Origin of the sequence: Microbacterium sp. 22296 (assembly GCF_052045385.1) — a bacterium.
In the GTDB taxonomy this organism is placed as follows: Bacteria; Actinomycetota; Actinomycetes; order Actinomycetales; family Microbacteriaceae; genus Microbacterium.
The window spans coordinates 699,803-718,265 of sequence record NZ_JBQEOS010000001.1; the positions used below are offsets into that span (position 1 = coordinate 699,803).

19 protein-coding genes are annotated in these 18,463 nt (G+C 70.3%); 12 read left to right on the forward strand and 7 right to left on the reverse strand.

Annotated elements, in window-relative coordinates:
* Nucleotides 1-132: 132 nt before the first annotated feature.
* The 3 genes from ACTJJP_RS03370 to glgA all read right to left on the reverse strand — a co-directional run bounded on the left by ACTJJP_RS03370 (nt 133) and on the right by glgA (nt 2,720).
* Nucleotides 133-384: a type B 50S ribosomal protein L31 gene (locus ACTJJP_RS03370; protein ID WP_013586710.1), complete on the reverse strand. Its 252-nt coding sequence runs from the start codon at nt 382-384 to the stop codon at nt 133-135.
* A 154-nt stretch (nt 385-538) separates the two neighbouring features.
* Nucleotides 539-1,321 carry an ABC transporter ATP-binding protein gene (locus ACTJJP_RS03375; protein ID WP_440773611.1) on the reverse strand — a complete coding sequence of 261 codons (783 nt, stop codon included), beginning with the start codon at nt 1,319-1,321 and terminating at the stop codon, nt 539-541.
* A 208-nt stretch (nt 1,322-1,529) separates the two neighbouring features.
* Nucleotides 1,530-2,720 (reverse strand): glycogen synthase, encoded by a 1,191-nt coding sequence (gene glgA / locus ACTJJP_RS03380; RefSeq protein ID WP_440773612.1) that lies wholly within the window; start codon nt 2,718-2,720, stop codon nt 1,530-1,532.
* Nucleotides 2,721-2,796: 76 nt separating this feature from the next.
* On the opposite strand from glgA, the gene glgC reads away from it, so the two are divergent.
* The gene (glgC, locus tag ACTJJP_RS03385) at nt 2,797-4,041 is read left to right on the forward strand and encodes a glucose-1-phosphate adenylyltransferase (protein WP_055955094.1); all 1,245 of its coding nucleotides are present in this window, start codon (nt 2,797-2,799) and stop codon (nt 4,039-4,041) included.
* Between the two features lie 90 nt (nt 4,042-4,131).
* Here glgC and ACTJJP_RS03390 read toward each other — a convergent pair whose 3' ends face one another.
* Nucleotides 4,132-4,605, reverse strand: a complete 474-nt coding sequence (locus tag ACTJJP_RS03390; RefSeq protein WP_440773613.1) for an S-ribosylhomocysteine lyase — start codon at nt 4,603-4,605, stop codon at nt 4,132-4,134.
* A 280-nt stretch (nt 4,606-4,885) separates the two neighbouring features.
* Here ACTJJP_RS03390 and serB point away from each other — a divergent pair, with 280 nt between their 5' ends.
* A complete protein-coding gene (serB, locus tag ACTJJP_RS03395; RefSeq protein WP_440773614.1) occupies nt 4,886-5,527 on the forward strand; it encodes a phosphoserine phosphatase SerB in 642 nt (213 codons plus the stop codon).
* Nucleotides 5,528-5,668: 141 nt separating this feature from the next.
* Nucleotides 5,669-6,346 carry an alpha/beta fold hydrolase gene (locus ACTJJP_RS03400; protein WP_440773615.1) on the forward strand — a complete coding sequence of 226 codons (678 nt, stop codon included), beginning with the start codon at nt 5,669-5,671 and terminating at the stop codon, nt 6,344-6,346.
* A gap of 112 nt (nt 6,347-6,458) precedes the next feature.
* Here ACTJJP_RS03400 and fabG read toward each other — a convergent pair whose 3' ends face one another.
* Nucleotides 6,459-7,169 (reverse strand): 3-oxoacyl-ACP reductase FabG, encoded by a 711-nt coding sequence (fabG, locus tag ACTJJP_RS03405; protein ID WP_440773616.1) that lies wholly within the window; start codon nt 7,167-7,169, stop codon nt 6,459-6,461.
* 161 nt (nt 7,170-7,330) lie between these two features.
* Between fabG and ACTJJP_RS03410 the strand changes: the two genes are divergently transcribed.
* The 4 genes from ACTJJP_RS03410 (at nt 7,331) to ACTJJP_RS03425 (ending at nt 9,865) form a co-directional block, all read left to right on the forward strand.
* A complete protein-coding gene (locus tag ACTJJP_RS03410) occupies nt 7,331-7,975 on the forward strand; it encodes a DUF4190 domain-containing protein (RefSeq protein ID WP_440773617.1) in 645 nt (214 codons plus the stop codon).
* Between the two features lie 138 nt (nt 7,976-8,113).
* Nucleotides 8,114-8,485, forward strand: a complete 372-nt coding sequence (locus ACTJJP_RS03415; RefSeq protein WP_440773618.1) for a DUF3099 domain-containing protein — start codon at nt 8,114-8,116, stop codon at nt 8,483-8,485.
* Nucleotides 8,482-8,811: a hypothetical protein gene (locus ACTJJP_RS03420; RefSeq protein ID WP_440773619.1), complete on the forward strand. Its 330-nt coding sequence runs from the start codon at nt 8,482-8,484 to the stop codon at nt 8,809-8,811. The genes ACTJJP_RS03415 and ACTJJP_RS03420 overlap by 4 nt, the downstream gene beginning before the upstream one ends.
* A gap of 208 nt (nt 8,812-9,019) precedes the next feature.
* Nucleotides 9,020-9,865 carry an SURF1 family cytochrome oxidase biogenesis protein gene (locus tag ACTJJP_RS03425; protein WP_440773678.1) on the forward strand — a complete coding sequence of 282 codons (846 nt, stop codon included), beginning with the start codon at nt 9,020-9,022 and terminating at the stop codon, nt 9,863-9,865.
* 292 nt (nt 9,866-10,157) lie between these two features.
* On the opposite strand, the gene ACTJJP_RS03430 is transcribed toward ACTJJP_RS03425, so the two are convergent.
* Nucleotides 10,158-11,756 carry an ABC-F family ATP-binding cassette domain-containing protein gene (locus tag ACTJJP_RS03430; RefSeq protein ID WP_440773620.1) on the reverse strand — a complete coding sequence of 533 codons (1,599 nt, stop codon included), beginning with the start codon at nt 11,754-11,756 and terminating at the stop codon, nt 10,158-10,160.
* A 300-nt stretch (nt 11,757-12,056) separates the two neighbouring features.
* On the opposite strand from ACTJJP_RS03430, the gene ACTJJP_RS03435 reads away from it, so the two are divergent.
* From ACTJJP_RS03435 to ACTJJP_RS03455, 5 genes are read left to right on the forward strand one after another with little or no spacing between them, the layout of a single operon-like run.
* Nucleotides 12,057-13,079: an iron-siderophore ABC transporter substrate-binding protein gene (locus ACTJJP_RS03435; protein WP_440773621.1), complete on the forward strand. Its 1,023-nt coding sequence runs from the start codon at nt 12,057-12,059 to the stop codon at nt 13,077-13,079.
* A 28-nt stretch (nt 13,080-13,107) separates the two neighbouring features.
* Complete coding sequence (locus tag ACTJJP_RS03440; RefSeq protein WP_440773622.1) at nt 13,108-14,154, forward strand: FecCD family ABC transporter permease; 1,047 nt, start codon at nt 13,108-13,110, stop codon at nt 14,152-14,154.
* Nucleotides 14,151-15,227, forward strand: a complete 1,077-nt coding sequence (locus tag ACTJJP_RS03445; protein ID WP_440773623.1) for a FecCD family ABC transporter permease — start codon at nt 14,151-14,153, stop codon at nt 15,225-15,227. Before ACTJJP_RS03440 ends, ACTJJP_RS03445 begins: the two co-directional genes overlap by 4 nt.
* Nucleotides 15,228-15,264: 37 nt before the next feature.
* The gene (locus ACTJJP_RS03450; protein ID WP_440773624.1) at nt 15,265-16,119 is read left to right on the forward strand and encodes an ABC transporter ATP-binding protein; all 855 of its coding nucleotides are present in this window, start codon (nt 15,265-15,267) and stop codon (nt 16,117-16,119) included.
* On the forward strand, nt 16,103-17,011 hold the full coding sequence (locus ACTJJP_RS03455) for a siderophore-interacting protein (protein ID WP_440773625.1): 909 nt from the start codon (nt 16,103-16,105) through the stop codon (nt 17,009-17,011). The genes ACTJJP_RS03450 and ACTJJP_RS03455 overlap by 17 nt, the downstream gene beginning before the upstream one ends.
* Nucleotides 17,012-17,140: 129 nt before the next feature.
* On the opposite strand, the gene ACTJJP_RS03460 is transcribed toward ACTJJP_RS03455, so the two are convergent.
* On the reverse strand, nt 17,141-18,304 hold the full coding sequence (locus ACTJJP_RS03460) for a MalY/PatB family protein (protein WP_440773626.1): 1,164 nt from the start codon (nt 18,302-18,304) through the stop codon (nt 17,141-17,143).
* Nucleotides 18,305-18,463: the final 159 nt, after the last annotated feature.

An 18,463-nucleotide genomic window follows, 5' to 3' on the forward strand; every position in this document is an offset into this window, starting at 1 on the left:
TCCATCACGCGCGACCTCACGCGACCCCACCGCCCGAGTCCGTCCGAGAGCCCCAGCCCCGACATCCACCCCGGAAACAAAAAGCCCCCCGTCCCGAAGGACGAGGGGCTCTCGAAGCGAGTCCGTTGAAGCTCAACGACCGCCGAAGTTCTTGAAGCGCTGGTTGAACTTCTCGACACGACCGGCCGAGTCCATGATGCGCTGCTTGCCCGTGTAGAACGGGTGCGAGGCGGACGAGATCTCCACGTCGATGACGGGGTACTCCACGCCGTCGAGTTCGATCGTCTTATCGCTGGAGACGGTCGAGCGGGTGAGGAACGTGTCGCCCGAACCGAGGTCGCGGAATACGACGGCCTTGTACGTGGGGTGGATGTCAGTCTTCATGGGAGGTCCTTTGAGAAGTGGTGCCCTGGATTCTGCCAGGACGTCAAAGTCTGCGGCGCCGTAAGCACCAACAGGAGAGTCTACCAGGCGCGAGCCCGATCGACGGTCAGCGATGTCGGCCCCGTCTCGAGGGCCACACGACTCAGCCGACGCCTCAGACGGCCCGTGCCGTGTAACGCCCGGCCTCGTGGGTCAACGCGATCTCCAGGCCGAAGGTCGCCGTCAGGTTCTCGGCGGTCAGCGCCTCACCCAGGGGACCGGATGCCACGACCTCACCGTCACGCAGCAGCAGCACGTGCGTGAACCCGACGGGGATCTCCTCGACGTGGTGCGTCACCATCACCATCGCCGGCGTCGTGGGCGCCTGGGCGTAGCCGGACAACAGGCCGAGAAGCTCTTCGCGTGCCCCGAGGTCGAGGCTGGCGGTGGGCTCGTCGAGCAGGAGCAGTTCGGGGTCGGTCATCACGGCGCGCGCGATCTGCACGCGCTTCTGCTCGCCGTCGCTGAGCGTGCCGAACGTGCGATCCGCGAGGTGGTCGAGCTTCCACTCGGCGAGCACCCGCAGTGCGCGTCGCTCATCGATGTCGTCGTAGTCCTCGCGCCAACGCCCGACGACCGAGAACGCCGCGGTCAACACCACGTCGAGCACCGTCTCCTCCGGCGGCACGCGACGGGCCATCGCCGAGGAGGCGAAGCCGATCCGCGGGCGCAGCTCGAACACGTCGGTGCGTCCGAGCCGCTCGCCGAGGATCGTGACCGCACCCGAGGTGGGGTGCAGCAGCGTGTCGGCGAGCTGAAGCACGGTCGTCTTGCCGGCGCCGTTCGGTCCGAGGACGACCCAGCGCTCGTCATCCGCGACCGTCCAGTCGAGGTGGGACACGATGTCCCGACCGTTGCGGCGGACGACGACATCAGAGAACTCGAGCACCTGCGGCATGGGGCTAGCCTAGCCGCGCGCGGCCCCCGCCCCGGGCGAGACGCGACGGACGGGGGACGGCCGTTCGAACCCTGGACGCCCGGGTGAGAAGTCCGGGCTCCGCTCGACGCGGACAGTGCTGTCCCACGACCTCCGCGCGCAACACCCCGCCGGTCACCGCGATCGCCGCCCGCCCCGCGAGCACTCCGGACTCCGCCGGACGCGGACCCTACTTTGCCGCGACCTCTGCGTACAACGCCGCGGTGGTCTCCGCGATCGCCGCCCAGCTGAAGTCGTCGATCGCCCGCTGACGACCGGCCTGCCCGTAGGCGCGAGCCGTCTCGGCATCCGTCACCACTTCGGTCAGCACGCGGGCCAGGTCGGAGACGAAGCGCTCGGGATCGACAGGCGCGCCGGTCCCGTCCTGCACCTGCTCGATGGGTACGAGCCTGCCGGTGATGCCGTCGACGACGACCTCCGGGATGCCACCGGTCGCCGTCCCCACGACCGCCGCGCCGCAGGCCATCGCTTCGAGGTTCACGATGCCGAGGGGCTCGTACACCGACGGGCACACGAACGTCGTCGCCGCGGTGAGGATGGCGCACAGCTCGTTGCGCGGCAGCAACCGGTCGATCCACACCACGCCGTCACGCGTCGCCTGCAGCCCGCGCACGAGCTCCTGCACTTCGTCCATGATCTGCGGGGTGTCGGGAGCCCCCGCGCACAGGATCAGCTGCACGTCCCTCGGCAGGCGCTCGGCGGCGCGAAGCAGGTACGGCAGGCCCTTCTGGCGGGTGATGCGCCCGACGAAGACGACGGAGGGACGCGACGGATCTATTCCGACCGACGAGAGGAAATCGTCGTCCGACACCGGATGCCACGACTCCGTGTCGATGCCGTTGTAGATCACGCGCACCTTGGCGGGATCCAGAGACGGGTAGCTGCGGAGGATGTCGTCGCGCATACCGGAGCTCACCGCGACGACCGCTGCGGCGCCCTCGTAAGCGGTCTTCTCGATGTAGCTCGACACCGCGTACCCGCCGCCGAGTTGCTCGGCCTTCCACGGCCGCAGCGGTTCGAGGCTGTGGGCGGTCACCACGTGCGGGATGCCGTGCAGAAGGGATGCCAGGTGGCCGGCGAAGTTCGCGTACCAGGTGTGCGAGTGCACGACGTCGGCGCCCGCGACGTCCGAGACGATCGCGAGGTCGGTGCCGAGGGTCTGGATCGCACCGTTCGCCGAGGCCAGTTCGGCCGGCACGCCGTAGGCGGTCGTGTCGGTCTCTTCGCGCGCGGCGCCGAAGGCGCGCACCTGCACCTCGGTGCCTTCGGCGCGCAACGCCTTCACCAGTTCTGTGGCGTGGACCCCGGCTCCCCCGTAGATCTCCGGCGGGTACTCCTTGGTCACGATGTCGACGCGCATGAGACGAACCGTAGTACAGCGCGCGGCACGCCGTACACGTATACCTGCATCCCCCCGCGCCCCCTAGTGTGGTGCCATGCCTGCAGCGCCGAAGGTCTTCGGAATCATCCTCGCCGGCGGCGAGGGAAAACGACTCATGCCCCTCACGGCCGATCGCGCGAAACCCGCCGTCCCGTTCGGCGGCCAGTATCGCCTGATCGACTTCGCGATCTCCAACCTCATCAACTCGGGCCTGAGACAGTTGGTCGTGCTGACGCAGTACAAGTCGCACAGCCTCGACCGACACATCTCCCAGACATGGCGTATGTCGCCGATGCTGGGCGCATACGTCGCGTCGGTTCCCGCGCAGCAGCGCCTCGGCAAACGCTGGTTCTCCGGTTCGGCCGACGCGATCCTGCAGTCGATGAACCTCATCCGCGACGAGAAGCCCGACATCGTCGCCGTCATCGGCGCCGACCACGTCTACCGCATGGACTTCAACCAGATGCTCGACGCGCACATCGCCTCCGACGCGCGCGCCACGATCGCCGGCATCCGTCAGCCCATCGGACTCGCCAACCAGTTCGGGGTCATCGACACCGACCCGACCGACCCGACCAAGATCCGCGAGTTCCTCGAGAAGCCGCAGAACCCGACGGGACTGGCCGACGCGCCGCACGAGGTACTCGCCTCGATGGGCAACTACATCTTCGACGCCGACGCCCTCGTCGAAGCCGTCACGCACGACGGCGAACTGCCGACCTCGGCGCACGACATGGGCGGCGACATCGTTCCCTACTTCGTCAACCGCGGCGAAGCGGCCGTCTACGACTTCCAGCGCAACGACGTTCCGGGCTCGACGCCGCGTGATCGCTCCTACTGGCGCGACGTGGGCACGATCGAGTCGTTCTACGACGCTCACATGGATCTGATCTCCACGCTCCCGATCTTCAACCTCTACAACACCGACTGGCCGATCTACTCGCAGACCTTCAACGCCCCGCCGGCGAAGTTCGTGCGCGACTCGGTCGGACGCATCGGCAACGCGATCGACTCGATCGTCTCGCTCGGATCGGTGCTGTCGGGCACGCACCTCGAGCGCAGCGTCGTCGGCCCGTGGGCACTCGCCGGTGGCGGCTCGACGATCACCGACTCGGTGCTCTTCGACAGCGTGCAGGTCGGCGCGGGAGCCCGTATCCACCGCGCGATCCTCGACAAGAACGTCGTGCTCGAGCCCGGAGCGACCATCGGAGTCGACCGCGACCGCGACCTCGCTCGCGGCTTCACCGTCACCGAGACGGGCATCACCGTCGTCGGCAAGGACGTGCACGTCCACGCGTGAACCGAGGGGCTCCGGATGCCGTGAGCCCCGCGTCCTCGAAGGGGCGGTGACCGCATCGGTCACCGCCCCTTCGGCATCCGCTCAGGAGTCTCAGACACCCACACGCGCGAACGCGTCGCGGCTGATGCCCTTCTCGAGCACCGCCTTCGACCACTCGCGTGCGCTGTGCAGACTGTGGTCGCGGTAATTCCCGCAGCTGTAGGCGTCGGTGCCGGGCACGTCCTCCCACTGCACGTCTTCGGCGATCGCCCGCAGCGAATCGGAGATCGCGTCGACGAGCGATGCCACGTCGGGCTCACCCCACATGATCACGTGGAAGCCGGTGCGGCAGCCGAAGGGCGAGATGTCGATGAGTCCGTCGATGCGGTCGCGCACGAGGCTCGCGAGCAGGTGTTCGATGGTGTGCAATCCCGCGGTGGGGATCTCACCCTCGTTGGGCTGCACGAGACGCAGATCGAAGTTGGAGATGACGTCGCCGCGCGGTCCCGACTCGGAACCGATCAAGCGCACGTAGGGCGCCAGCACGGCGGTGTGGTCCAGGGTGAAGCTCTCGACATCGGCCATGGGGGGTCCCTTCTCGAAGGTCTGGGGTACCGGTCGAGCCTACGCGCGCCCACCGGCATCGACGCCGGTGCAGGACACCGGACGACATCGGAACGGGGTGTCGAGGAGGGATACGGGTCGTTCCGGGCTGCCCATATCGAGCCCGCGGGTGCATTGGGGAACGGGCTCGGGGTCCGGCCACGGCACCGCTCGAAAGGCGTCCCGCGCGGCCGCGGGACCACGCGGCGGCGGGACCGCTCGGGATCGGCGCGCGGCGTCGCGACCCGCTAGGGTCGAGCGCGTGCCTGCGCCCGCCCGCTTCCTCGTCGTGCTCGATGCCGACTCCACCCTGATCCGCAACGAAGTCATCGAACTCCTCGCCGACGAAGCCGGCCGCGGCGCCGAGGTCGCCGCCGCCACCGAAGCCGCCATGCGGGGTGAGGTCGACTTCGCCACCAGCTTGCGATCGCGGGTGAAAGCGTTGACCGGTGTCTCCACCGACGCCTTCTCCCGCGCGATCGCGCGTATCGAGCCCACCCCGGGTGTGCGCGAGCTCATCGCGGCGGTGCACGAGCGCGGCGGAGTCGTCGGTGTGGTCTCGGGCGGCTTTCACGAGGTGCTCGACACCATCGCCCCCGACCTGGGAGTGGACGTCTGGCGCGCGAACCGTCTCTCGACCTCCGAGGGAGTTCTCACGGGCGAGGTCGACGGCGGGATCGTGGATGCCACGGCCAAGGCCGAGACGCTGCAGGCCTGGGCAGCCGAACACGGCATTCCTCTCGCCCTGACCTTCGCGATCGGCGACGGCGCGAACGACCTCGAGATGATGGCGGTCGCGGGCCTGGGGCTGGCCTTCAACGCGAAGCCGGCCGTGCGTGAACGCGCCGACCTCGTGATCGACGCCGTAGACCTCGCCGAGGTCATCGCGCTGCTGCCTCGCTGACCCGGTCGCCGGGGAACCCGAGGTCCCTGCTCTGATGCACGAGACCGGAGGTCCCCGAGCTGGCCGTCGGGACGGCCCTGTGCGATCGCGGTCGGCGCCGACTCTCTTTTCGATGTCGGAACCCCGTCGTACGCTCCCGGCATGGACGTCATCCTCGTACCCGGACTCTGGCTCACCGCGTCGTCGTGGGACGACATCGTCCCCGCTCTCGAGGCGGCGGGCCATCGACCGCACCCGTTGAGCATGCCCGGCCCCGCTGTCGGCGACCTGGTCATCGACGACTGGGTCGATGCGGTCGTCTCGAAGATCGACCGTCTCGATGGGCCCGTCGTGCTCGTCGGCCATTCCGGCGGAGGCAACGTGGCGTGGGGTGCCGCCGACCGGCGTCCAGAGCGTATCGCCCGTGTCATCCTGGTCGACACGATCGTTCCGCATCCCGGGGCGATGATCTCGGAATTCCCCGTCGAGGACGGCGTCGTGCACTTCCCGGGCTGGGACTTCTTCGATCACGACGACGTCGCCGACATCGACGACGAGACGCGCCGTCGCACTGCCGAGCAGGTCGTCGACGTGCCCGCGCGCGTACCAACGTCTCCGATCACCCTCGGTGACGACCGTCGGTTCGCGGTGCCCGTGACGGTCCTGTCCGGTCAGCTCGACGCCGAATCCCTGCCGCGCGTGCTCGCGGACTGGGGTGCATTCGCCGAAGAGTTCGGCCGCCTCGACGACGTCGAGGTCGTGCACCTCGGTTCGGGCCACTGGCCGCAGTTCTCGCAACCTACGGACTTCGCGAAGAAGCTGGTGGCCGCGGTGCGGTAGAGACGCGGTCAGCTGTCACCCGGGGCGGCGACCGCGAAACCGCCGCCCCGGTGCTCGGCCCTCAGGCCACGAAGCGCCGTGCCGCTGGTCGGTGCCCCATCCGTGCCGCTGGTCAGTGCCCCATCCCGAGACCGCCATCGACGGGGATGATGGCGCCCGAGATGTAGGCGGCATCGTCACCGGCCAGCCAGGTGACGACGCCCGCGACCTCGTCGGGCGAGGCGAACCGGCCGGCGGGGATGTTCTTCTTGTACTCCGCCTGGGTGTCGGCAGGAAGTTCAGCGGTCATCTCCGTCTCGATGAACCCCGGGGCGACGACGTTCGCAGTGATCCCGCGCGCGCCGAGCTCGCGCGTCAGCGACCGCGCGAAGCCGACGAGAGCGCTCTTGGAGGCGGCGTAGTTGATCTGACCCGCCGAGCCCAGGAGGCCCACCACGCTGGAGATGAGGATGACACGACCCCAGCGCGCCTTGAGCATGCCCTTCGACGCGCGCTTGACCACGCGGAACGCTCCGCCGAGGTTCGTGTTGATGACAGAGTCGAAGTCGTCCTCGCTCATGCGCAGCAGCAGGGTGTCCCTGGTCACGCCGGCGTTCGCGACGATCACCGCGATCGGACCGAGCTCGGCTTCGACCTGGGAGAAAGCGGCGTCCACGGCGGCCGCGTCGGTCACGTCGGCGCGGACGGTGAGCGTCCCCTCGGGGCCTTCACCCGATCGGGCGGTGACGGCGACCTTCCAGCCCTCGGCGACGAAACGCTCGGCGATGGAACGACCGATACCCCGATTTCCTCCGGTGACGACGACGACGCGGTCCTGGGACATGGTGACACTCCTGTGCGTGCGGGGACGTAACCGGCCCAGCCTAGCGATCACCGCGCCTCGCCGACGGCGGCGGGTATACCGATTCCCCGCGGGCGACACGGGGTTTGACACGAGCGGAGCGGCGCTGAAACGCTGGAACACAGCGCGACGAAAGGCATCCCGTGAGCGACGACCGCACCAACGACCCCTCCCCGTACGGGCACACGCCCGAGGCGACCGGCCACGACGCACCGTCACGTCCGACGGGCGACGGCGTGCCCCCGGCACCCCCGTACGACACTCCCCCGGCACCCGGGACGGGCGCACCGGCGGCGGGATACGGCGTCCCGGCGACGCCTCCTCACGGCGCGCCCGCGTACCCGGCACCCGCGTACGGCCAGTCCGCGTCCGGAGCACCCGCCGACGGTCGGCGCGACGACGATCAGCAGAACGATGGCCAGCAGGCTTACGGCCAGCAGGCTTATGGTCAGCAGGGCTACGGACAACAGGCCTACGGTCAGCCGAACTACGGCGCGCCCGCCTATGGCTACGGCGCCGCCCCGCGCGTCAACCCGCTCGCGATCGTCGCGCTCGTGTCGTCGCTCGTGGGCTTATTCGCCATCCCGGTCATCGGGCAGATCGTCGGCATCATCACCGGCCACATCTCGCTCAAGCAGGTCAAGACGACGGGCGAACGCGGGCGCGGCATGGCCCTGTCGGGTGTGCTCATCGGGTACATCAGCCTGGGGCTCGGCATCCTCCTCATCGTTCTGACCGCCGTCATCATCGGCGTCACCGGCGGAAGCGACGTGCGTTACGGCGCCTGAGCGACCGTGTGGCCTCCTGCGGGTGCCGTCCGATCGCGCGGCACCCGCAGCCGTGTCGGCGGGGCTTGTCATGACGTCGAGACGACGCCCGCGAGAACGCGCCGCCCCCCTCGCCGACGGGCGTACCCTGAGACCACTGTGAAGACACACCGCGCCCAGTCTGCGACGTCGCTCCCCAAGGCACCTCGGGAGAGCGCCGACGGTCGTTTCGCCAAGTACATGTTGATGATGGGCATCCGCATCGGGTGCTTCCTCGCCATGGCCCTCGTCACGCCGTACGGCTGGTGGACCTTCGTCTTCGCCGCGGGCGCGATCTTCCTGCCCTACGTGGCCGTGATCCTGGCGAACGTGGGCGAGGACGCCGCCGAGACGACGGCGATCAACCCGGAGCGCGCGATCGAGGCACCCCGCCCGGCACCGACCGCCGCCGCGGTCGATCCCGACTCCCCGCTCGTCATCCGCATCGCCGAGACCCCGCGCATCGACCCGCCGCGCGACGACCGGTCGTGACCGCCCCGCCCCAGGCGTCGCACGGGCTGCCCGCATCCCCTCAGGCGGCACCGGTCGAGCAGCCGTCGATCACCCCGGTGACCGCGTCGACGGATCGGGCGAGTTCCGTCGAGCAGCCGTCGCCGGTCGAGCAGACCGAATGCTCACGAGCGGGATGCCGCCAGCAGGCGGTCTGGGCCCTTCACTGGCGCAATCCCCGCATCCACGCCGCCGACCGCCGCAAGACATGGATCGCGTGCGGCGAGCACGTCGTCTACCTCCGGGAGTTCCTGAGCGCACGGGACTTCCCCGTCGAGGTCGCCGCCCTCGCACAGCGACCCGCGTGAGCCCTCGCACGGACGCTCCCGAGCGTGCGGAGGGTCCGCACGCGGGCCGCCGTCGGCCTCGGGCCGCGATCAGCCTGAGCGCGCGCACGCTTCGACCGACGTAACCTGGAAGTGTGGCGAGGGAGGACGACGTGAGCGATTTCGCAGCGCGTGTCATCGGAGGCCGCCCGTGAGCGCCCGCGAGACCCCCGCCGCCGCCCGATGGGCGATGTACGTCGGCGTCGCGATCCTGTTCGCGATCGCGTGCGCGTTCCTGTCGAACTGGCAGTTCTCGCGCAACGCCGAGCGCACGGAGCAACTGCAGCTCGTCGAGAACAACTACGACGCCGCCCCCGTCGCGCTCGAGCAGTTGCTCGCCCCCGGAGCCGAGCTGAACCCGCAGGACGAATGGCGTCCGGTGCGCCTCGAAGGCCGCTATCTCGCCGACGAGCAGCTCCTCGTGCGCAATCGCGCGCACGGCGGCTCCGCGGCGTACGAGCAGTTGGTGCCCTTCCGCCTCGACGACGGCCGCATCGTCCTCGTCGATCGCGGATGGTTGCCCCCGGGGAACAGCCAGTCCGCACCCGACGACATCCCCGCCCCACCGTCCGGCGAGGTCACGGTCGAGGTGCGCCTGCGTCCCGGCGAGGCGGCCCCGACCTCGGGTCGGTCGGCCGAGGCCGGGCAGGTGCCGACGATCAACCTAGGGCTGGTCGCCGAGCAGACCGGACCGCTCGAGCAGGGGGCCTACGGACTGTTGATGTCGGAGACTCCCGCCCCGGCCACGGCTCCGTTCACCATCGACCCTCCCAGCAACGACCCGGGGCCGTACCTCTCGTACGCGATCCAGTGGATCCTCTTCGCGGTGATGGGTTTCGCCTTCATCAGCTACGTCATCGTGAACGAGCGCAAGCTCCGCCGCGAGGAAGCCGAAGACGACTCCGACCCGGTCCTCGCGACCGAGACCGTGCCGAAAGAAGCGCGCCGCGTCGACCCCGTCGCTCTGCACCGTTCGAGGAAGCGGCCACGCGACCGCGACGCCGACGACGAGGACGCCCTGCTCGACGCCCGGTGATCTCACGGGCGCCGGCTCCCCGGCATCCATCGCTCCTGCTGTGCGCCCGACAGAGTCATCGGGCGAGGGCGGTCAGGCGACGACGCCGGCCGTCGCGCGGGCGTGGCGTGACCAGGCCGCGTGACCAGGCCAGCGCGACCAGCCTCGCGTGATCAGGCCAGCGCGACGGGCCCCGCGTGGTCAGGCCAGCGCGACGAGCCCAGCGTGGTCAGGCCAGCGCGACGAGCCCAGCGTGGTCAGGCCAGCGCGACGAGCCCAGCGTGGTCAGACCGCCGTGACCAGCCCCGGGTGATCAGGCCAGCGTAATCAGGTCGGCGTAATCGCGTCCCCAGATGTCTTCGACACCGTCGGGGAGGATCAACACGCGCTCGGGGTTGAGCGCCTCGACGGCACCCTCGTCGTGCGAGACGAGCACGACCGCGCCCTCGTAGTGCGCGAGCGCGCCGAGGATCTCCTCGCGCGAAGCGGGGTCGAGGTTGTTCGTCGGCTCGTCGAGCAACAGCATGTTCGCCGACGACACCACGAGCGTCGCGAGCGAGAGGCGCGTCTTCTCGCCACCCGACAGGACTCCCGCGGGCTTGAGCACGTCATCCCCCACGAAGAGGAACGATCCGAGCACCTTGCGGGCCTCGGTCGCGGTGATGTGGGGCGCGGCCGACATCATGTTGTCGAGCACGGACCGCGAGACGTCGAGGTTCTCGTGCTCCTGTGCGTAGTAACCGATCTTGAGGCCGTGACCGGGCTCGAGCTGCCCGGTGTCGGGCTGGTCGACGCCCGCGAGGATACGCAGCAGCGTCGTCTTGCCGGCGCCGTTGAGCCCCAGGATGACGACGCGCGAGCCGCGGTCGATGGCGAGGTCGACGTCGGTGAAGATCTCCAGCGACCCGTACGACTTCGACAGCCCCGACGCCATGAGCGGCGTCTTACCGCAGGGCGCGGGCTTGGGGAAGCGGAGCTTGGCGACCCGCTCGTCCTGACGCACCTCGTCGAGGCCCGAGAGCATCTTCTCGGCGCGCGCGACCATCTGATGCGCGGCGGCGGCCTTGGACGCCTTCGCCCCGAAGCGCGCTGCCTGCAGCTGCAGCGCCGTGGCCTTCTTCTCGACGTTGACGCGCTCCTTCTTGCGGCGCTCCTCGTCGGCCACCCGCTGGCGCAGGTAGTTCTTCCAGTTCATGTTGTAGATGTCGATGACCTGGCGGTTGGCATCCAGGTAGAACACCCGGTTCACCGTCTCGCCGACGAGCTCGACATCGTGCGAGATGACGATGAGGCCGCCCTTGTAGCCCTTGAGGAACTCGCGCAGCCACACGACGCTGTCGGCGTCGAGGTGGTTGGTGGGCTCGTCGAGGATCATCGTGCGGGCGTCCGAGAACAGGATGCGCGCGAGCTCGATGCGGCGCCGCTGACCACCCGACAGGGTCTTCAACTGCTGATCGAGGATGCGGTCGGGAAGCGAGAGGTTGTGGGCGATGGATGCCGCCTCGGCCTCGGCCGCGTACCCTCCCGCCGCTTCGAACCGCTCGGTGAGGGTGGCGTACTTCTTCATCGCCTTCGCCGCGACCGCGGCGTCGTCGTCGGCCATGGCCAGCGACGCCTCGTGCATGCCGAGCGCGAGCGAGCCGAGCCCGCGGGCGTCGAGGATGCGGGTGCGGGCGAGCATCTCGGGGTCGCCCGAGCGGGGGTCCTGCGGCAGGTAGCCGAGCTCGCCCGAGCGGTCGACGCCGCCGTTCGAGGGCAGCAGGTCACCCGCGAGCACCTTGGTCAACGTCGTCTTTCCGGCACCGTTTCGCCCGACGAGGCCGATCTTGTCGCCGTCGGAGACGCGGAACGCCACATCGGACATGAGCACGCGGGCGCCCACGCGGATCTCGAGGTCGTGCACGGCGAGCACAGCGAACGTCCGTTCTTCGGGGTCGGGGAGTGGCCAGACGATGGCCAGCCACCCAGTATAAGTCGCCTTCCCGAACGTCCCCCGACAGAGAACTCTCCGAGCGGCCGCGCAGACCGGGTGCCGCGTGCCCGCGCGGCCGCGCAGACCGGGTGCCGCGTGCCCGCGCGGCCGCTCGACGCCCCGCCGCCGTTAGCTCGGCGTCGAGACGTTCGACCCCGGTGTCGGCATCCGGGTTTGCACTCTCACCCGACTCCTGACCTAAGCTAAGGCTGTCCTTACTTGAATCACAGGAGGCTCTCTGTGTCCCGATTCCGCGCCCTGGCGGCCCTCGCCGTCGGCTCCGCTCTCGTCCTCACCGGCTGCGCCGGTACCTCCGCATCGCCCGAAGGAGAGGCCGCGCAGGGCTCGGACGGCGTCTTCCCCGTCACTGTCGACAGCGCCCTCGGCCAGGCCGTGATCGAGAAGAAGCCCGAACGCGTCGCGACCGTGGCGTGGTCGAACCAGGAGGTCCCGCTCGCGCTCGGCATCGTGCCCGTGGGCATGGCCAAGGCCACGTGGGGCGACGACGACGGCGACGGCATCCTGCCCTGGGTCGAGGACAAGCTCACCGAGCTCGGCGGCGAGACCCCTGTTCTCTTCGACGAGACCGACGGCATCGACTTCGAGGCCGTGGCCGACACGCAGCCCGATGTGATCCTCGCGGCCTACTCGGGCCTGACGCAGGAGGACTACGACACCCTGTCGAAGATCGCGCCCGTCGTGGCCTACCCCGACGCCGCCTGGGGCACCACGCTCGATCAGATGATCCAGCTGAACGCGAAGGCCCTGGGCCTCGAGAGCGAGGGCGACGCCCTGATCGAGCAGATCACGACCGAGGCCGAGGCCGCGTACGCCGCGCACCCGACCCTCGCCGACGCCGCACCGCTGTTCGCGTTCACCGACCCCACCGATCTCAGCAAGATCACCTACTACACCTCGCACGACCCGCGCGCGGGCTTCCTGCACGAGCTGGGAATGCCCGAGCCCGAGCAGGTGACGAAGACCTCGTCCGAGATCGACGCGTTCTACAGCGACATCAGCTCCGAGAACGCCGACGTCTTCAGCGACGTCGGTCTGTGGATCACCTACGGCAACACCGACGGCTCGACCGTCGCGCAGCTGCAGGCCGACCCGCTGCTGTCGAAGATCCCCGCCATCGCGGCCGGCCGCATCGCCGTGCTCGAAGACGGCACGCCGCTCGCGGCCTCGGCGAACCCCTCGCCGCTGTCGGTCGGCTGGGGCTTCGGCGAGTACCTCGACCTGCTGGCCTCCGCCGTCGGCTGATCCCCCACCTGACCGGACCGCGCCCCTCATGACCACCCGCTCCCCCGTCGCCGACGCACTCCCGGACGCCGCCTCCCTGCGGCGTCCGGCGAGTCGCCGCCTTCTGTGGCTGCTGGTGCTCACGGGGGGCGTGGTCGTGGTGTCGGCGGCATCCGTCGCCCTCGGAACGCGCGACGTCTCCCTGACCGAGATCGGCTCCGCCTTCATCGGCGGTGGCGGTGTCGGGGAGGCCGCGGTGATCGCCCGCATCCCCCGCACCGTGCTCGGTCTCCTCGTGGGCGCCGCCCTCGCCATGGCGGGGCTGACGATGCAGGCCGTCACCCGCAACCCGCTCGCCGACCCCGGCATCCTCGGCGTCTCCGCCGGGGCGTCGCTCGCGGTGGTCGCGGGGATCGCCTTCTTCGGGCTCTCCGACTCGACCGGGTACATGGGCTTCGCGATCGTGGGCGCGGCGGTCGCCGCCGTCTTCGTCTACACCGTGGGCTCGCTCGGCCGGGGCGGCGCGACTCCGCTCAAGCTCGCCCTCGCGGGCGCGGCCACCACAGCCGCTTTCGGCTCGCTTTCGAGCGCGATCCTCCTCCCCCGCGTGGACCTGCTGGAGGTGTTCCGGTTCTGGCAGATCGGCGGGATCGGCGGCGCGACGTGGGAGCGCGTCCAGGTCGTCCTGCCGGTCCTCGTGATCGGCACCCTCGTGTGCGTGCTCTGCTCTCGCGGCATGAACTCGCTCGCGCTCGGCGACGACGTCGCCACGGGCCTCGGCGAACACGTCGGCCGCACGCGACTCGTCGCATCCGCCGGCGCGGTCGTGCTCGTGGGCGCCGCCACCGCGGTCGCCGGCCCCATCGCCTTCGTCGGTCTCGTGGTCCCCCACGTCTGCCGCATGCTCATCGGCACCGACCACCGCTGGCTCGTGCCGTTCTCGGCCCTCGGAGGGGCGATCCTCCTCGTCGGCGCCGACGTCGTAGGCCGCCTCGTCGCGCGCCCGACAGAGGTCGAGGTCGGCATCCTCACCGCCCTGATCGGCGCCCCCTTCTTCATCTGGATCGTCCGCCGGCAGAAGGTGCGGGAACTGTGAGCACGTCGACTCTGCCACCCCGGGGCGATGCCCCGGCGGCATCCGTGCCCGACGTCGAAGCCCTCGTCCGCGGGCGCCGCGGCCGCACGCGCCGTCGGATGCTCGTGGCCGGCATCCTCGTGACCGCCGTCGTCCTCGTGTACCTCGTCACCCTCATGGTGGGGAACACCTTCTACACCCCCGACCAGGTGATCCGTGTGATCCTCGGCGAGACGGTGCCCGGAGCATCGTTCACGATCGGCGAGCTGCGCCTCCCCCGGGCCAGCCTCGGACTGCTGTCGGGTCTCGCCTTCGGCATGGCGGGCGTGACGTTTCAGACGATGCTGCGCAATCCCCTCGCCTCCCCCGACATCATCGGCATCTCCTCGGGCGCGAGCGCCTTCGCCGTCGTCGCGATCATCGGCTTCTCGCTCTCGGATGCGGCCGTCTCCGCCTTCGCCCTCGTCGGCGCCCTCGCCACGGCCGCGGCGATCTACCTGCTGTCCCGCCGCGGGGCCTTCACCGGCACACGGCTCGTGCTCATCGGGATCGGCGTCGCGGCGATGCTCGACAGCGTCACCACGTGGATGCTGACCCGTGCGGCCAACTGGGATCTGCAGACCGCGATGCAATGGCTCACCGGCAGCCTCAACAACGCCTCGTGGGGCCGCCTCCTGCCCCTGGTCGTCACCGTCGTGGTCGTCGTGCCGCTGATGGTCGCCAACACCCGCGGACTCGCCGTGCTGCGCCTCGGCGACGACTCGGCCGCCGGTCTCGGCGTGCGGGTGGAGCGCACTCGCGTGCTGCTGATCGTCGGCGCCGTCGTGATGCTGGCGGTCGCGACCGCGGCGAGCGGCCCCATCGCGTTCGTGGCGTTCATGGCCGGCCCGATCGCCGCCCGACTCATCGGGCCGGGCGGCTCGCTCCTGATCCCCGCCGGACTCGTCGGCGCCCTCCTGGTCATGCTCAGCGACCTGCTCGGCCAGTTCGCCTTCGACAACCGCTACCCCGTCGGCGTCATCACGGGCGTGCTCGGTGCGCCGTACCTCATCTACCTGCTCATCAGGACCAACCGCTCCGGAGGCTCATTGTGACCGCACCTGCGACCTCCCATCCCGAGGGAGCCCTCTCGTGACCGCGAACCGCACGCTCACCGCCGAAGGACTCACCCTCGCCTACGGCGACCGCGTGATCGTCGACGACCTCGACATCGTCTTCCCGGCCGGCCGCATCACCGCCATCGTCGGCGCCAACGGCTGCGGCAAGTCGACGCTCCTCCGCGCGCTGGCACGACTGCTCCCGCCGAAGACCGGGCGCGTCGTGCTCGACGGCAAAGCGCTGCACGAGCGGCCGTCGAAGGAGGTGGCGCGCATCCTCGGTCTGCTCCCGCAGAGCCCGATCGCGCCCGAGGGAATCGCCGTCGCCGACCTGGTGGGCCGCGGTCGCCACCCGCACCAGCGCGCGCTCGCCCGCTGGAGCGCCCGCGATTACGAGGTCGTCGCCGAGGCCCTCGCCGCGACCGGCGTCAGCGACCTCGCGGACCGCTCGATCGACGAGCTCTCCGGCGGCCAGCGTCAGCGCGTCTGGATCGCCATGGCGCTGGCACAGGAGACCGACATTCTGCTGCTCGACGAACCGACGACCTTCCTCGACGTCGCCCACCAGGTCGAGGTGCTCGATCTGCTCACCGACCTCAACCGCGACCGCGGTACCACCACGGTGATGGTGCTGCACGACATGAACATGGCCGCGCGCTACGCCGACCACCTCGTCGCGCTGCGCGAGGGTCACGTGGTCGCCGCCGGCGAACCCACCGCGGTCATGACCTCCGACCTCATCCGCGACGTCTTCGGTCTCGACGCCCTCGTCGTTCCCGACCCGGTTTCCGGCACCCCTCTCGTCCTGCCTCGCGGCCGCCACCACGTGAGCCCGCGCGTGCCCGCCCCCGACACCGTTCAGGAGCCCCTCGATGTCCTCCCCTCGTGAGACCTCGCGGTTCTTCCGCGTCCGCGTCGCCCGCATCACCGAGCTCACGCCCAGCTTCCGCCGCTTCACCTTCGTCGGCGACGACCTCCACGAGTACGGCGACCCCGGCTTCGACCAGCGCATCAAGGTCGTCTTCCCCACCGAGACGCTGAGTCTGGATGCCATGCCGACCGGACCGGACTGGTGGACCGCCTGGCGCGAACTCCCCGACGAGCAGCGCCTTCCCTTCCGCACCTACACGACCCGCGCCGTGCGACGTGCCGACCGCGAGGTCGACGTCGACATGGTCGCCCACGACGTGCTGGGGCCCGCCTCCGCGTGGATCGCGAACGCGCGTGTCGGCGACGAGGTGCTCGTGTTCGCGCCCACCGTCGCGCTGACCGACGTCAGCTTCGGCGTCGACTTCGTCCCTCCCGCCGAGACCGGCGACTATCTGCTCGCGGGAGACGAGACCGCCGCTCCCGCGATCGCCGTCATCCTCGAGCAGTTGCCCGCCGATGCCACCGGCACGGTCGTGCTCGAGGTGCCGACGCCCGAGGACTGCGCCTACCTGCCCCGGCATCCGGGCTTCTCCTTCCTGGTGGCGGCACGGGCGGGCCGCGACCGCCACGCGCACCTGGTCGCCGCCACCCGTGACGCCGCCTTCGCGCTCACCCCCGACGGTCACGGCGACGAGGTCGAGGAAGTCGACATCGACGAGGGAATGCTCTGGGAGGTCCCCCGCACCGCCAAGGGCGGGGCTGCCTTGAAGAAGGCGCCGCTGTACGCGTGGCTCGCCGGCGAGGCCTCGGCCATCAAGACCCTGCGCCGTCACCTGGTGACCGAGCGCGGGGTCGACCGGCGAGCCGTGGCGTTCATGGGCTACTGGCGCTCCGGTCGCGCGGAGTGCTGACGGCCCGACGCCTCCCGGAGCCTCCCACGCGCGAGCGCACTGACGAGACACCGGATGCCGCGCACCCGCGCCCCCAATGCTCGCACCTTCGACAGACACCGGATGCGGCGCACCCGCGCCCCGCAACGGTCAGACGACGGGCACCAACCGTCCGATGCGTCCGATCGCGTCGCGCAGCACCTCGGGCGCACACCCCACGTTGATGCGCACGTGCCCCACGCCCTCGTCGCCGAAGAGCGGGCCGTGGTGCAGCGCGACCTTCGCCTCGCGACGGATGAACGGCGCGGGGTTCTCCCCCCACCCGTAGGCCGACACGTCGACCCAGGCGAGGAACCCGGCATCGGGGATGCGGTAGCGCGCGAGGGGAAGGTGCTCCGCGAGCAGCTCGGCCAGGAGGCGACGGTTCTGATCGAGGGCGGCCAGCAGCCCCTCCAGCCACTCGTCGCTGTCGACCGAGAACGCGGCGCGATTGGCGATCACGCCGAACAGCCCCGCGCGCCACTCCACCTCCCACGGCAGGGCACGCACGATCGCCGCAGTCTCCTCGGCGCCCGTCACGATCACCGCGCATTTGAGCCCCGCGAGGTTATAGGTCTTGCTCGCGCTCGTCACGGTGAATCCGACCGCAGCCGCCTCGGGCGCGGCATCCAGGAATGGGGTGAACACCGCGGGCGCGTGCGTGAGCGGCGCGTGGATCTCGTCGCTGACGACGGTCGCCCCGAACCGGTGCGCCAACCGTGCCAGGGCCGCGAGCGACTCCCGCGTGTGGACCGTGCCGGTGGGGTTGTGCGGGTTGCACAGCAGCACCGAGCGGGCGCCGGCGGCCAGGGCCCGTTCGATGCCGTCGAGATCCAGCCGCCAGCGGTCACCGTCGTCGACGAGCGGAACCCGCTCGACGACCGCCCCCGCCTCCTCGACCGTGTCGTAGAACGGCGGATACACCGGCGGTGTGACGATCACGCGGTCCCCGGGCGACGTGACAGCGCGCAGCACCTCGACGACGCCCATCATCACATCGCCCGTCCAGCGGATGCGCGACGGATCGGGGCGCCAGCCCCAGTGACGATCGGCGAAGTCCGCGAAGTCGAGGTCGATTCCCGGCCGCGGGGGCGTGTAGCCCGTGTCGCCGATCTCCACCGCCCGGTGCAGGGCGGCCGTGATGCCGGGAGCCAACGCGAAGTCGGTCTCCGCCACGAACATCGGGATGACATCGTCGCCGTACGAGCGCCACTTCGTGCTCGTTCGCTGACGTAACAGGTCGAGCGGCAGGGCCTGGAGGGGAGGAACGCTCATGCCGCGAGCCTAATCAGGGCTCCGGATGCCGGGGAATCGACGCGTCAGACGGCGAAACACGGGCACGGTGCCACCGTCCGGACACGCGCGAACGCCCGCCCCGGAGGGACGGGCGTTCAGCGGAGCCGAGGACGCGAGTCGGATCGACCGGCGGTGCTG